Origin of the sequence: Bacillus sp. S14(2024), from assembly GCF_050473785.1 — a bacterium.
Taxonomy (GTDB): Bacteria; Bacillota; Bacilli; order Bacillales; family Bacillaceae_G; genus Bacillus_A; species Bacillus_A yunxiaonensis.
Window position 1 is genome coordinate 27,066 of sequence record NZ_JBFLUP010000006.1, and the last position, 14,223, is coordinate 41,288.

Consider the following 14,223-nt stretch of genomic DNA (forward strand, 5'->3'; position numbering starts at 1 on the left):
TTTTTATCCCATATTAATGGATAGTAAGGCCCACACTTCAAGATTTAAAGAGAAACACTGCTGGCATGTGCCCGATTGGGGGCCATCGGCAGGGGGTAAAAAACATGGTGGAAGTTTCACTTTATAAGAAAGAAGGTGTGAATAATGAAGCGCACACGACTCATTACAGAAGGAGCGGTTTTACTTGCTTTATATGCTGTCTTGCTTCTTGCTTCTCTGTATATGCCTATTTTAGGGATTATATGTATATTTGCATTGCCGTTACCATTTCTTATTTTTACGATAAGATATCCATTAAGTAGTGCTTTTATATTATTAGGAGCAGCGATGCTTGTAACACTTATTGTTAGTTCGCCTCTTAGTATTGTGAATACAATTATGTTCGGAATAACAGGTATTGTATTAGGACATATGTATAAAAAGAAAAAGAGTATTATTGAAATTTTATTAGTAGGGACACTTGTATATCTTGTAAGTTTTGTATTGCTGTATGTTGTCAGCGTGAAGTTTTTTAATATCGATTTTATTAAACAAATGGAAGACATGTTTAAGCAATCCATGGAACAAAGCGAGAAATTTATGAAAATGGCAGGTACACCTGTAAATGAAGAGCAACTAGCTGAATTGAAAAAAGTGGGTAATACAATTCGTTTGCTTGCACCAACTTTACTTGCTATGGGATCACTTTTTTATTCTTGGATTACAATTTTAATTTCTAATCGTGTCTTAAAACGATTAAAGTACACGACGGAATCTTGGCCGAAATTTCGTGATATACAAATTCCTAAGAATATTGTTTGGTTATACGTCGTTGTTGTTTTACTTTCCTCTTTTACAAAAATAGAAGCGGGATCATATTTAGAAATGGCGTTTTTAAATTTATCGGCAATTTTCTCCTTGTTACTGCTGTTTCAAGGTTTTTCATTCCTTGCTTTTTTTACAAATGCAAAAGGATATAATAAGGCTATTCTAATCTTAGTTTTTGTTGTAGGTTTGTTTGTACCAGTTTTGTTCCCTCTTGTGACAATCTTAGGTATAATTGATTTAGGCTTTTCGTTACGGTCGAAAGTACAGGTAAAATAAGTAGTTGAAAAAAGTGCTTTTTATAAGCATTTTTTTGTAACGAAACATAAAAGTATAAACCTTTATCCTGCACGTAATGGGACTGTAAGACTCTGTAAATGGGGATAAGTCTGGTGGATTTGACTAAATATCAGTAGAGGAATGAAGACCTGACTGGTAGAAGTTTCACTTTATAGGAGTTGTATATATGCCTGAATTTTATAAGAAACAGCGGTTTTTGTATCCTGTTTATGTGTTGGCATTTCTAGCGTTTGTACTCATTACAATTCTCGTTTATTTTCATTGGTTGACGGGGATGATTTCCTTCGTTGTCTTTTGTATTGTTTTATTTTTTACTATTAAATTTGAGCTTGCATTTCAAAAACGTTTTGAAAAATATACGAATGATACGATTACAAGAGTTAAAAAGGTAAGTAATGAGGCTTTCAATCAAATGCCAATTGGAATTTTACTATATAATAAGGATTATGGAATCGACTGGGCAAACCCATATTTATCTTCCTGTTTAGGGCAGCATTCGTTAGCTGGATGGCACCTGTATGATCTATCAGAGACCCTACTTCTATTTACAAAAGGTGAAACAGCTAATGATATTGTATCTTTGAACAATCGGAAATTTCGTGTGTTTGCCAGGAAAGAAGAAAAGTTAATTTATTTCTTTGATGTGACAGAGCAAACAGAGATTGAGAAAATGTATGAAGACCAAAGAACGGTACTCGCTGTCATCTATTTAGATAACTATGATGAAGTTACGCAAGGACTAGATGATCAATTGCGTACAAACATTACAAGCCATGTTACATCTTTGTTGAATGAATGGGCTGTGAAACATGGAGCTTATTTGAAACGTGCTTCATCTGAGCGTTTTTTCGTTGTGTTAAATGAAAGTATTTTAGCGCAAATGGAGAAAGGGAAATTTGATATTTTAGACCAAGTACGTGAAGAAACGTCTAAACGAAATATTCCTCTTACATTGAGCATTGGTGTTGGTTCTGGTGATTTATCGCTAGCAGAGCTTGGGGCTATGGCGCAATCAGGTCTTGATTTGGCACTTGGACGAGGTGGAGATCAAGTGACAATTAAACAAGCTACAGGAAAAGTAAAGTTTTATGGTGGGAAAACGAATCCGGTGGAAAAACGCACTCGTGTACGTGCACGCGTTATTTCGCATGCTCTAAAAGATCTTGTGTTAGAAAGCAGCAATATCATTATTATGGGGCACCGGGCACCGGATATGGATGCAATCGGAGCTGCAATTGGGATTTTAAAAGTAGCACAGCTGAATGAACGCCAAGGATATATCGTATTAGATGAAAATGATTCTGATAAAGGAATTAAGCGTTTAATGGACGAAGTTAAGCAGCACGAGGAATTATGGTCGCGCTTTATTACACCGCAGCAGGCGCTTGAATTTGCAAATGATGATTCGCTTCTTGTTGTAGTGGATACACATAAGCCGTCCATGGTCATGGAAAAAAAGTTGCTTGATAAGATTGAAAATGTAGTTGTAATTGACCATCATCGCCGCGGTGAGGACTTTATTGAGGACCCGTTGCTTGTTTATATGGAACCATATGCATCTTCTACGGCAGAACTTGTAACAGAGCTGTTGGAATATCAGCCTAAGCGCTTAAAAATGAATATGCTAGAGGCGACGGCTTTACTTGCGGGCATTATTGTGGATACCAAGAGTTTTACATTCCGCACTGGAGCACGCACATTTGATGCAGCCTCGTATCTTCGTTCACATGGTGCAGATACTGTATTGGTACAAAAGTTATTAAAAGAAGATATGGAGCATTATTTACAGATTGCAAAAACAATTCGAAATGCGTACATTTATAAAAATGGAATTGCGATTGCAAAGGTAGATGGCGATGGGTTTTATGATCAAGTCTTAATTGCACAATCAGCTGATACATTGCTGACAATGACGGGAATAGTCGCTTCTTTCGTAATTGCACAGCGTAGTGAAACTGTTATTGGTATTAGTGGACGTTCTTTAGGAGAGGTAAATGTACAGCTTATTATGGAGCATTTAGGTGGGGGCGGTCATTTAACAAACGCCGCAACGCAAATGCAAGACATATCGATTGATGAAGCAGAAGCAAAACTACAATCTGTTATAAATGAGTATTTAGAGGGAGGAACACAATCATGAAAGTAATTTTTCTAAAAGACGTAAAAGGTAAAGGTAAAAAAGGGGAAGTAAAAAACGTACCAGACGGTTATGCGAATAACTTTTTACTAAAACAAGGTCTTGCAGTTGAAGCAACAAACGCAAATGTGAAAACATTAGATGCGAAGAAACGCAAGGAAGAAAAAGATGCAGAATTAGAGCTTGAAAAATGCAAGGAATTAAAAGAAACTCTAGAAAAATTAACAGTAGAGTTAAAAGCGAAATCAGGTGAAGGTGGCCGTTTATTTGGTTCTATAACAAGTAAACAAATTGTAGATGGCTTACAAAAAGCTCATAACATTAAACTTGATAAACGCAAATTTGAGATGGATGACGCAATTCGTGCGTTAGGATATACGAATGTTACTGTGAAATTACACCCACAAGTGACGGCGACAGTAAAAGTACATGTTACTGAACAATAAACAAAAGATTAAAGAGGAGGTTTGCGTATGAGTGACGTATTTGCTGATCGTACCCCTCCGCATAATATTGAGGCTGAACAAGCCGTTTTAGGGGCTATTTTTCTTGATCAAGAAGCATTAACATCAGCTTCGGAAATGCTAATGCCAGAAGACTTCTATCGAACGGCACATCAAAAAATTTATCAAATGATGCTTGATCTTTCTGATAAAGGAGAGCCAATTGATTTAGTTACTGCAACAGCAGCTCTTGCTGATCAAAATTTGTTAGAAGAAATCGGCGGTGTTTCCTATTTAGCTGAACTAGCGGAAGCTGTGCCGACAGCTGCCAATGTTGGATATTATGCGCGCATTATCGCAGAAAAATCGATTTTGCGCCGGCTTATTCGAACAGCAACGCATATTGTGTCGGATGGTTATGAACGAGAAGATGATGTAGAGAGCCTGTTAAATGAAGCAGAGAAAAAAATATTAGAAGTATCTCAGCGTACGAACACAAAGGGATTTCAAAATATTAAAGATGTTCTTGTGGCAGCTTACGATAAAATTGAATTACTGCATAATCAAAAAGGTGAAATTACAGGAATTCCAACTGGTTTCACAGAGTTAGATCGTATGACAGCGGGTTTCCAGCGTAATGATTTAATTATTGTAGCAGCGCGTCCATCTGTAGGGAAAACAGCATTTTCTTTAAACATTGCTCAAAATGTTGCTACGAAAACGGATGAAAATGTTGCGATTTTTAGTTTGGAGATGGGAGCCGATCAGCTCGTTATGCGTATGCTTTGTGCAGAAGGAAATATTGATGCGCAGCGTCTTCGTACAGGATCTTTAACTTCAGATGACTGGGCGAAATTGACGATGGCGATGGGGAGTCTCTCAAATGCAGGTATTTTTATTGATGATACACCGGGGATTCGCGTTAGTGAAATTCGGGCAAAATGCCGACGCTTGAAACAAGAACACGGTCTCGGAATGATTTTAATCGATTATTTACAACTTATTCAGGGTAGTGGGAAATCGGGTGAAAACCGTCAGCAAGAAGTATCAGAAATTTCTCGTACACTAAAAGGGCTCGCTCGTGAACTAGAAGTTCCAGTGATTGCCTTATCTCAGCTCTCTCGTGGTGTTGAGTCTCGTCAAGATAAGCGTCCGATGATGTCTGATATTCGTGAATCAGGGAGTATTGAGCAGGATGCCGATATAGTAGCCTTTTTATATCGTGAAGACTACTATGACCGGGAAACAGAAAATAAAAATACAATTGAAATTATTATTGCTAAGCAGCGTAATGGTCCAGTAGGTTCGGTTGAACTGGCGTTTGTGAAGGAATTTAACAAATTCGTAAACTTAGAACGACGTTTTGATGAGGGCCATGCACCGCCAGCTTAGTGAAGGTATAAAAAAGAAGCACATTTCTTATAATAAAATGTGCTTCTTTTTTGTTTGTGAAAAATATTTCTTACGAACAAAAGGGATAAAAGTGAAAAAAATGTTCGTTTTTAAATTGACTTCTCTTTGCATTTTGGTACAATTATATTGTTTGAAAAGTTCGTTTGAAAATTGCGGAGGTGCTTGAATAATGTCTTCAGTAGTAGTTGTAGGAACACAATGGGGCGATGAAGGAAAAGGTAAAATTACTGATTTTCTTTCTGAACATGCGGAAGTAGTTGCAAGATATCAAGGTGGAAATAACGCAGGACATACAATCGTTTTCGGCGGTGTTAAGTATAAATTGCACTTAATTCCATCTGGTATTTTTTATAAAGAAAAAATTTGTGTTATCGGAAACGGTATGGTAGTAGATCCGAAAGCATTACTTGAGGAATTAAAATATTTACATGATCGTGGTGTAAGCACTGATAATTTACGTATCAGTAACCGTGCGCACGTTATTTTACCTTATCATTTAAAACAAGATGAGTTAGAAGAAGAGCGTAAAGGTGATAATAAAATTGGTACAACGAAAAAAGGTATCGGCCCTGCATACATGGATAAAGCAGCTCGTGTTGGTATTCGTATGGCAGACCTTTTAGATCGTGAAGCATTTAAAGAAAAGCTAGAGCGCAACCTTGCAGAAAAAAATCGTTTATTTGAAAAAATGTACGATGCAGAAGGCTTCAATGCTGACGAGATTTTTGAAGAATATTATGAGTATGGACAACGAATTGCGCAATACGTATGTGATACATCTGTTGTTTTAAATGATGCATTAGATGAAGGTCGCCGCGTATTATTTGAAGGTGCACAAGGCGTTATGCTTGATATCGACCAAGGTACGTACCCATTCGTTACATCTTCTAACCCAGTGGCTGGTGGTGTAACAATTGGTTCTGGTGTTGGTCCTTCTAAAATTCACCGCGTTGTAGGTGTATGTAAAGCATATACAAGCCGTGTAGGGGATGGCCCATTCCCAACTGAGTTACATGATGAAATCGGCAATCAAATTCGTGAAGTTGGTCGTGAATATGGTACAACAACAGGTCGTCCACGCCGCGTTGGTTGGTTCGATAGCGTTGTTGTAAGACATGCTCGTCGCGTTAGTGGTCTTACAGACTTATCTTTAAACTCTATCGACGTATTAACAGGTATTCCAACTTTGAAAATCTGTATTGGATATAAATATAACGGAGAAATTCTTGATGAAGTTCCAGCAAACTTAAACATTTTAGCAAAATGCGAGCCAGTATATGAAGAGCTTCCAGGCTGGACAGAAGATATTACAGGTGTAAGAACATTAGCTGATCTTCCTGAAAATGCAAGACATTATGTAGAGCGTGTGTCTCAATTAACAGGTATCCCATTATCTATGTTCTCTGTTGGTCCAGACCGTAATCAAACAAACATTGTTCGTAACGTATACGGCCTATAATCTTGTTTTTTTCTTAAAAGTACGGTATATTGAAAAAAGAACTCATATTCAAATGAGTTCTTTTTTCATGTTTTTATAAAAAAATGAAAAAAAGTATTGCAAAAATAAAACACCTTATGATATTATAATTCTTGTCGTCACGAAACATGACATTGGTGAGTATGAGCCATTAGCTCAGTTGGTAGAGCATCTGACTTTTAATCAGAGGGTCGAAGGTTCGAGTCCTTCATGGCTCACCATTTTATTTTCGTGGCCCGTTGGTCAAGTGGTTAAGACACCGCCCTTTCACGGCGGTAACACGGGTTCGAATCCCGTACGGGTCACTTCTTTATATATTATTTTGGTCCCGTGGTGTAGTGGTTAACATGCCTGCCTGTCACGCAGGAGATCGCCGGTTCGACCCCGGTCGGGACCGCCACTTTTGTTTAATACCACAATTAGTGGTTTTATATATATGTTTTGGCTCGGTAGCTCAGTCGGTAGAGCAGAGGACTGAAAATCCTCGTGTCGGCGGTTCGATTCCGTCCCGAGCCACTCTCAGGATATTAGGTGGGCCCACTTAATATCCTTTTTATATTGTTCAATTTTACAAATGAGAGTAGTTCTTTTACAATAGAATGAGGAAGCCTCTAGCAGTTGAAGCTAGGGGCTTTTCTGTAAGGAAGGCATTAAATATGCAGGAGGAAACTAAAATGATGGGAAAGAAAATTTTAGTCGTTGATGATGAGAAGCCAATTGCAGATATTTTAAAGTTTAACTTGGAAAAAGAAGGTTTTGAAATTGTGATGGCACACGATGGCGATGAAGCAATTGAAAAAGCAAATGAAGAACAACCGGATATGGTTTTATTAGATATTATGTTACCGGGAAAAGATGGTTTAGAGGTTTGTCGAGAAATACGAAAAAATCATGAAATGCCGATTATTATGTTAACAGCAAAAGACTCTGAAATTGATAAGGTTCTTGGACTGGAACTGGGTGCAGATGACTATGTGACAAAACCATTTAGTACGCGTGAGCTATTAGCGCGCGTAAAGGCGAATTTACGTCGTCATCAACAAGGTGGAACAGCTGAAAAAGAAGAAAATACAGAGATGATTATTGGCCCAATTGTGATTAATCCAAACGCATATAGTGTAACAAAACGTGAGGAAAGCATTGAGCTAACACATCGTGAATTTGAATTACTTCATTACTTAGCGAAGCATTTAGGACAAGTTATGACACGTGAGCATTTATTACAAACCGTTTGGGGTTATGATTATTTTGGTGATGTACGTACAGTAGATGTAACTGTTCGTCGCTTACGTGAGAAAATTGAGGATAATCCAAGTCATCCGACTTTAATTGTGACAAGACGCGGTGTTGGATATTACTTACGTGATCCAGAGCAGGAGTAATATATGAAGAAAGTTGGTTTTTTTCAGTCTATTCATTTAAAATTCGTATTAATTTACATGTTATTAATTTTAATGGCAATGCAAATTATTGGTGTCTATTTCGTTCGTGAGTTAGAAAAGAATCTTGTGAAGAGTTTTAAGGAATCATTAACACAACGAACGAACTTACTCGCTTACAATTTAAAGCAGGAATTTGCGAAAGAAAGAGATAAAACAAAAGATCCCACTCTTGAAGACGCGATTAAAACGAGTATAGAAGATTTTTCTTCTGATCGAAAAGCTGATATTCAAGAAGTTCGGGTAATTGATGAGAGTAGTCGTGTATTAGCGACATCACATCAATATAATCAAGGTATTGTCGGAAAAAAAACAACAGATTTACTGGTAAAGCGAGCCTTAGTGCAAGAAAAAACTGTTGAAAAAATGGAAATAGACCGCAGTACAGGAAATCGTGTGCAAGTTGTTGCTACTCCTGTTCAAGGAAATAATAAGAAACCTTTTGTAATCTATATTGTTGCTTCTATGGAAGATGTTTATAAACAAATGAAGCTTATTAATCAAATCTTTGCAACGGGAACGGTTATTGCATTGTTGGTAACGGCTGTACTAGGTATCTTATTGGCGCAAACCATTACAAGACCAATTTCAGATATGAGAAAGCAAGCCATTGAAATGGCAAAGGGAAATTACTCTCGTAAAGTAAAAGTAAATGGCAATGATGAAATCGGTCAGTTAGCATTAGCATTTAATAACTTATCTAAGAAATTGCAGCAAGCTCGTTCTTCTATGGAGAGTGAGAGAAGAAAACTTTCGTCTGTATTATCTCATATGACAGATGGGGTAATTGCAACAGATCGAAAAGGGGATATTATCTTATTAAACGATCCAGCAGAAAAAATGCTAAATGTTTCACGTGAAACAGCGTTAGATCAATCTATTTTAGAAATATTAGGCATTCAAGAAGAATACACATTAGATAATTTATATGAAGAACCAGATTCTGTTATTTTAGATTTTAGTACAAGAGATGAGCCGTATATTCTAAGAGCTAGCTTTTCTGTTATTCAAAAAGAGAATGGAAAAGTGAACGGTTTCATTGCAGTGTTATATGATGTGACGGAACAAGAGCGAATTGATGGGGAACGCCGTGAGTTTGTAGCAAACGTTTCGCATGAACTTCGTACACCATTAACAACGATGCGAAGCTATTTAGAGGCATTGAGTGAGGGGGCATGGCAAGATCCGAATATTGCACCGCAATTCTTACAGGTAACACAAGAAGAAACGGAGCGAATGATTCGACTGGTCAATGCATTATTACAGCTTTCAAAACTAGATAGTACAGAATATCGTTTAATGAAAGAATGGGTGGACTTTACACAATTCTTTAGTAATATCATTGACCGTTTTGAGATGTCAAAAGAACAAAACGTATCTTTTAATCGTTCATTTTCTAAGAAATCACGTTTTATTGAAATCGATGAAGATAAAATTACACAAGTTCTTTATAATATCATTTCAAATGCATTAAAGTATTCTCCAGAAGGTGGAACAGTGACATATCGGTTACGAGAAAGAGAAGATATGTTAGAAGTAAGCATTAGTGACCAAGGAATGGGAATTCCAAAAGAGAATGTTGATAAGGTTTTTGAACGTTTCTATCGTGTTGATAAGGCTCGTTCGCGTAAATTGGGTGGAACGGGATTAGGTCTAGCAATTGCCAAGGAAATGATTCAAGCCCACGGCGGATCAATTTGGGCGAAAAGTGAAGAAGGAAAAGGGACAACCATTTATTTCACGCTTCCAATGGAAAAGGAAGAAGAGGATGACTGGGGATGAATATTGAGAATTTAAAATCAATCTTGCTAATTAATTTGGTTGTTATTAGTGTATTTCTTACTTTTAATTTATGGACCTATGTACCCGATTCTAGCAAGTTGCAAAATGCAAAATATTTACAAGATAATGCAGAGATGGAACAGAAGAGTCTTACGAATGTAATTTTTCCTTCCGTAGTTCTTTTTCATAAAGAGAATACGCATCTTGGAAGTGAGGATATAGACAGTATTAATCCATTGTATAAATTACTTGAGAGAGGAGAATTGTATGATTTTAGGGATATATCAAATGATATCCCAAAACATCAATTCCTCTCCTTTGTTCGTGGTAAAAATAAGATTGAAATGATTTTTCCTACCCATATACCTTTAGATTCTATGAAAGACGTTTTTACAATTAAAGAAAAGGTTCCAGATTCATATAGCTTTGATCGTATACTGATTGATCTTCAAGGAAGCCGGGACGGTAATATTCCTGTATATTTCGTTTCGTATGAAAATCGCAAAGTATATCATATGGTATTAAAAGGGATTTCGGTTAAAGAGCTTGACACAGCGCGTGATCAATTTGCAGCTAAAGCAAGGGACTACTCTCAATACGAATTAAGTGATACGAGAGAGATATTTTTGCCAGATACGAAAACGGACAAGCAGAGTATCGTGTATTTAATAAGTAATATACCTGAGGATATATTTATAAATTCATTATTTACAGATCCTCGTTATGTAAAAAAAATGTCCGATGATCAAGAAGACACGTATACAGATGGAATTCGTCTTATGCAAGTATTAAAGAAAAAGCAAATGTTGCAGTACACAAATTCAGCTATATCAGACCAATCACATATATATGGAAGTACGCTTGTTCAACGCAGCTTTGATTTTATTAATAGTCATGGTGGTTTAACAGGTGCTTATCGTTTTGATTATATGAATTCCACAAAAGGAAAAACAACGTATCGTTTATATGTTGATAGCTTACCTGTATTTAATGAAAGTGGTATGGCAACATTGGAACAAGTGTGGGGTGTAGATGAATTAATTTCGTATAAGCGTCCATTGTTTAAGTTATCGAAAGTAAAGTATGGCGATGATCAAACAATTTCTCTTCCAGATGGTAAGACGTTGATACAATCTTTAGAGAAAAATAAAAAGGTGGATATGAAATTAATTCAAGATATTCGTTTAGGATATAAGCTTACACCAGAGCCAGGAGCAGGGCCGAACGGAAAAAACATTGCTGCAGTAAATTTAAAACCTATTTGGTATGTGGTATATGGTGAAGATGATAAAGTTTTAGAATGGAGTGTGGAGAAAGGGGGAGAGCTCATTGGATTGGAATAGGATTAAAACAATTTTTATTGTTACCTTTTTCATTTTAGATCTCTTCCTTGTTTTTCAGTTCGTTCAAAAACAAGATAGTGATCAACTTGATTATATGACGGAAACGAATATTGAAGAACAATTGAAAGCAGATAAAATTACATCTGAGGATTTGCCGAAAGAACCGACGAAAGATACGTATATTATGGCAAAAAATAAGAGTTTCTCTAATGAAGATATACATTCTTTAAAAAATCAAACGGTGTTTTTACAAGATTCTAATACCATTGTAAGTAAGCTTAAAGAGCCATTTTGGAATGCAAAAGCAACAACAAGTGATAATTATAGTGAATTTCTGCGTTCTTATGTAATTGATGGACAAAAATACAGTGCTGCAGGAAAAGCGGAAGGATCAAAAGTGTATTTTTTTCAAAAATATAAGGACAAGCCGCTATTTTATAATCAACATGGTATGATTGTTGCCGAACTAAATGAAAAGAAAGAAATTATATCGTATACACAAACAATGCTATATGAATTTAAAGAGATGGGAGACCAAAATAAAGAGTTAGATATTATTTCTGCTCGAAATGCATTAGAAACGTTGTATACGAAAATTGAATTGAAGCAAGGGAGTCATATAAAAGGGGCAAAATTAGGATATGCAACAGTGGTAGCTCCTTCTTCTTCAAATATACAAGTTCTCGTTCCAACATGGAATTTGTACACAGATAAGTTAGATTACTTTGTAAATGCAATAGAAGGACAAATTATTAAATTAGGCAAGGAAAATGAACAATGGAGTGAAGATAAATGAGTTTGCATTTTAGTGTACTTGCAAGTGGCAGTACGGGAAATGCGCTGTATGTAGGGACAGAACGCCAAAAATTATTAGTAGATGCAGGGCTAAGCGGAAAAGCAACAGAAGCCTTGTTTCAACAAGCTGAAATAGATATAAATAACATATCTGGCATTCTTGTCACACACGAACATAGCGATCATATTAAAGGACTAGGTGTGCTAGCACGTAAGTATCATTTGCCTGTTTATGCAAATGAGAAAACATGGAACGCGATGGAACATTTAATCGGTAATATTCCAACGGAGCAAAAATTTATTTTCTCAATTGGAGAAATTAAAACATTTGGAGATATTGAAGTGGAATCATTTGGTGTTTCACATGACGCTGCTGAACCAATGTTTTATGCGTTTCATCATAATGGAAGGAAGTTAGCGCTTATTACAGATACGGGATACGTTAGCGACCGAATGAAAGGAATTATTAAGGGAGCTAATGCTTTTGTGTTTGAAAGTAATCATGACGTTGAAATGCTACGAATGGGGCGTTATCCATGGAGCATTAAACGAAGAATTTTGAGTGATGTAGGACATGTTTCTAATGAAGATGCAGCTCTTGCGATGACTGATGTGATTACGGATGAAACGAAGCATATTTATTTGGCTCACCTTAGTTTAGACAATAATATGAAAGAACTTGCCCGTATGTCTGTTGAGCAAGTGCTTGAAGAAAAAGGACTTGCTGTAGGAGAAGCATTTCAGCTGCACGATACAGATCCCAAAACGCCAACTAAAATTCAATACGTATAATTCTTCATTTTGGTAAACAATAAAGGAGAATATAAATGCTTTCGGAAGGCTAGGTGAGCATAAATGTCCTTTATTGATGAAGAAGATGTTCAGATGAAACGAAAAAGAAAGCAAAAGCATAAACATATTTTTATTTCTGGTGTAGCGGGAACTATCATTGGTGCTACATTATTTGCTTTTGCGATTCCAACGTTTTCAAAACTAGGTTGGACTACAACAAGAGAAACTGAAGCAAGTGAAGAGAAACAGTATATAGCACAGTCTGCTCCTCAGGTTGTGAATACAGGAGATGGCTTTGTTAAAGCTGTTGATCGTGCTTCAGAAGCGGTTGTGGGTGTTATTAATATTCAGCGTGATAATTTTTCAGAAGCAGATTCCGAAGCAGGAACAGGATCTGGTGTAATTTATAAGAAGGAAAAAGGAAACGCATATATTGTAACGAACAATCATGTTGTAGCGGGAGCAAATCGCATTGAAGTAAGTTTGAGTGATGGAAAAAAGGTTCCTGGAAAGATTTTAGGAACTGATGTTGTAACTGATTTAGCTGTCTTACAAATTGATGAAAAATATGCGAAAAAGGTCATTGAACTTGGTGATTCTACGAAAGTAAAACGTGGTGAAGCTGCGCTTGCAATTGGGAACCCTCTTGGTTTAGAATTTTCAGGTACTGTAACGCAAGGGATTATTTCAGCAAATGAACGCATTGTACCGGTTGATTTAGATCAAGATGGGCATTATGATTGGCAAGTGGAAGTATTGCAAACAGATGCAGCCATTAATCCAGGTAATAGTGGCGGGGCTCTTGTAAATGAAGCAGGGCAGCTTATTGGAATCAACTCCATGAAAATTGCTGCAAAAGAGGTAGAGGGAATTGGACTTGCAATTCCTATCACAAGAGCTGTTCCAGTTATGAATGAGCTTGAAAAGTATGGGAAAGTAAGAAGACCTTACGTTGGAGTTGAATTAAGGTCTTTAAATGAAATTCCAAATTATTATTGGGATAAAACATTACATCTTCCATCTAATATAACAGAAGGTGTATGTATTTTAGATGTGAAAAGCCCATCTCCTGGTGTGGATGCAGGTTTACACGAATATGACGTCATTGTAGCAGTGGATGGAAAAGCAGTTCAAGATATTATTGCATTCCGAAAAATCTTATACAATAAGAAAATTAATGATAAAATGACAGTCACATATTATCGTGGTGCAAAACGAGAAACAACAACTATAAAATTAGGCAGTCAGCAGTATTAAAACAGGAGGCAGCCCCTCCTGTTTTCTGTTGTGGATAAGTGAGGTGAAATTATGAAATTACCTTGTTGTTTAGAACATGTGGAATTAGCGTTAGATATTATTGTGGATGAATGTGAAGTGCCACCATTTATCCACACTGTGGATAATAAAGATAATGAGCAAAAAACGTGTGAATTTTGTCAAAATAAGGCGACATATGTTGTATCGAACACAGATTCCCACACAATATGTGGATGATAAA

The 14,223-nt window shown here is 36.5% G+C and carries 12 protein-coding genes and 4 tRNA genes; all 16 read left to right on the forward strand.

Annotated elements, in window-relative coordinates:
- Nucleotides 1-144 precede the first annotated feature (144 nt).
- The 16 genes from AB1279_RS00415 to AB1279_RS00490 all read left to right on the forward strand — a co-directional run bounded on the left by AB1279_RS00415 (nt 145) and on the right by AB1279_RS00490 (nt 14,219).
- A complete protein-coding gene (locus AB1279_RS00415) occupies nt 145-1,083 on the forward strand; it encodes a YybS family protein (RefSeq protein ID WP_429757466.1) in 939 nt (312 codons plus the stop codon).
- Nucleotides 1,084-1,270: 187 nt separating this feature from the next.
- Entirely contained in the window at nt 1,271-3,244 is a 1,974-nt protein-coding gene (locus AB1279_RS00420) for a DHH family phosphoesterase (protein WP_429757467.1), read from the forward strand.
- The gene (rplI, locus tag AB1279_RS00425; RefSeq protein ID WP_098310138.1) at nt 3,241-3,687 is read left to right on the forward strand and encodes a 50S ribosomal protein L9; all 447 of its coding nucleotides are present in this window, start codon (nt 3,241-3,243) and stop codon (nt 3,685-3,687) included. Before AB1279_RS00420 ends, rplI begins: the two co-directional genes overlap by 4 nt.
- 27 nt (nt 3,688-3,714) lie before the next feature.
- Nucleotides 3,715-5,076, forward strand: a complete 1,362-nt coding sequence (gene dnaB, locus AB1279_RS00430; RefSeq protein WP_429752911.1) for a replicative DNA helicase — start codon at nt 3,715-3,717, stop codon at nt 5,074-5,076.
- 190 nt (nt 5,077-5,266) lie between these two features.
- Nucleotides 5,267-6,556 carry an adenylosuccinate synthase gene (locus AB1279_RS00435; protein WP_336482050.1) on the forward strand — a complete coding sequence of 430 codons (1,290 nt, stop codon included), beginning with the start codon at nt 5,267-5,269 and terminating at the stop codon, nt 6,554-6,556.
- Between the two features lie 163 nt (nt 6,557-6,719).
- Nucleotides 6,720-6,795: transfer RNA gene (locus tag AB1279_RS00440), tRNA-Lys, on the forward strand.
- Between the two features lie 12 nt (nt 6,796-6,807).
- Nucleotides 6,808-6,879 (forward strand) — tRNA-Glu (locus tag AB1279_RS00445).
- A 19-nt stretch (nt 6,880-6,898) separates the two neighbouring features.
- Nucleotides 6,899-6,974 (forward strand) — tRNA-Asp (locus AB1279_RS00450).
- Nucleotides 6,975-7,017: 43 nt separating this feature from the next.
- Nucleotides 7,018-7,090, forward strand: a tRNA-Phe gene (locus tag AB1279_RS00455).
- Nucleotides 7,091-7,248: 158 nt separating this feature from the next.
- Entirely contained in the window at nt 7,249-7,956 is a 708-nt protein-coding gene (gene walR, locus AB1279_RS00460; protein ID WP_336482051.1) for a cell wall metabolism DNA-binding response regulator WalR, read from the forward strand.
- A 3-nt stretch (nt 7,957-7,959) separates the two neighbouring features.
- Nucleotides 7,960-9,795 (forward strand): cell wall metabolism sensor histidine kinase WalK, encoded by a 1,836-nt coding sequence (gene walK / locus AB1279_RS00465; protein WP_429757468.1) that lies wholly within the window; start codon nt 7,960-7,962, stop codon nt 9,793-9,795.
- Nucleotides 9,792-11,138, forward strand: coding sequence for a YycH family regulatory protein (locus AB1279_RS00470; protein WP_429757469.1), 1,347 nt, complete (start codon nt 9,792-9,794; stop codon nt 11,136-11,138). Before walK ends, AB1279_RS00470 begins: the two co-directional genes overlap by 4 nt.
- Nucleotides 11,125-11,934: a two-component system regulatory protein YycI gene (locus AB1279_RS00475; RefSeq protein WP_429757470.1), complete on the forward strand. Its 810-nt coding sequence runs from the start codon at nt 11,125-11,127 to the stop codon at nt 11,932-11,934. The genes AB1279_RS00470 and AB1279_RS00475 overlap by 14 nt, the downstream gene beginning before the upstream one ends.
- Complete coding sequence (locus AB1279_RS00480; RefSeq protein ID WP_336482054.1) at nt 11,931-12,725, forward strand: MBL fold metallo-hydrolase; 795 nt, start codon at nt 11,931-11,933, stop codon at nt 12,723-12,725. Before AB1279_RS00475 ends, AB1279_RS00480 begins: the two co-directional genes overlap by 4 nt.
- A gap of 63 nt (nt 12,726-12,788) precedes the next feature.
- Nucleotides 12,789-13,982 carry a S1C family serine protease gene (locus AB1279_RS00485; RefSeq protein WP_429757471.1) on the forward strand — a complete coding sequence of 398 codons (1,194 nt, stop codon included), beginning with the start codon at nt 12,789-12,791 and terminating at the stop codon, nt 13,980-13,982.
- Nucleotides 13,983-14,033: 51 nt separating this feature from the next.
- Entirely contained in the window at nt 14,034-14,219 is a 186-nt protein-coding gene (locus AB1279_RS00490) for a CxxH/CxxC protein (RefSeq protein WP_098310129.1), read from the forward strand.
- Nucleotides 14,220-14,223: the final 4 nt, after the last annotated feature.

Bases quoted from the DNA above. Each gene is read 5' to 3' on its own strand.
- AB1279_RS00480 (WP_336482054.1), top strand. From the start codon at position 11,931: ATGAGTTTGCATTTTAGTGTACTTGCAAGTGGCAGTACGGGAAATGCG.
- dnaB (WP_429752911.1), top strand. From the start codon at position 3,715: ATGAGTGACGTATTTGCTGATCGTACCCCTCCGCATAATATTGAGGCT.
- walK (WP_429757468.1), top strand. From the start codon at position 7,960: ATGAAGAAAGTTGGTTTTTTTCAGTCTATTCATTTAAAATTCGTATTA.
- AB1279_RS00435 (WP_336482050.1), top strand. From the start codon at position 5,267: ATGTCTTCAGTAGTAGTTGTAGGAACACAATGGGGCGATGAAGGAAAA.
- AB1279_RS00415 (WP_429757466.1), top strand. From the start codon at position 145: ATGAAGCGCACACGACTCATTACAGAAGGAGCGGTTTTACTTGCTTTA.
- rplI (WP_098310138.1), top strand. From the start codon at position 3,241: ATGAAAGTAATTTTTCTAAAAGACGTAAAAGGTAAAGGTAAAAAAGGG.
- AB1279_RS00420 (WP_429757467.1), top strand. From the start codon at position 1,271: ATGCCTGAATTTTATAAGAAACAGCGGTTTTTGTATCCTGTTTATGTG.
- AB1279_RS00490 (WP_098310129.1), top strand. From the start codon at position 14,034: ATGAAATTACCTTGTTGTTTAGAACATGTGGAATTAGCGTTAGATATT.
- AB1279_RS00470 (WP_429757469.1), top strand. From the start codon at position 9,792: ATGAATATTGAGAATTTAAAATCAATCTTGCTAATTAATTTGGTTGTT.
- AB1279_RS00485 (WP_429757471.1), top strand. From the start codon at position 12,789: ATGTCCTTTATTGATGAAGAAGATGTTCAGATGAAACGAAAAAGAAAG.
- walR (WP_336482051.1), top strand. From the start codon at position 7,249: ATGATGGGAAAGAAAATTTTAGTCGTTGATGATGAGAAGCCAATTGCA.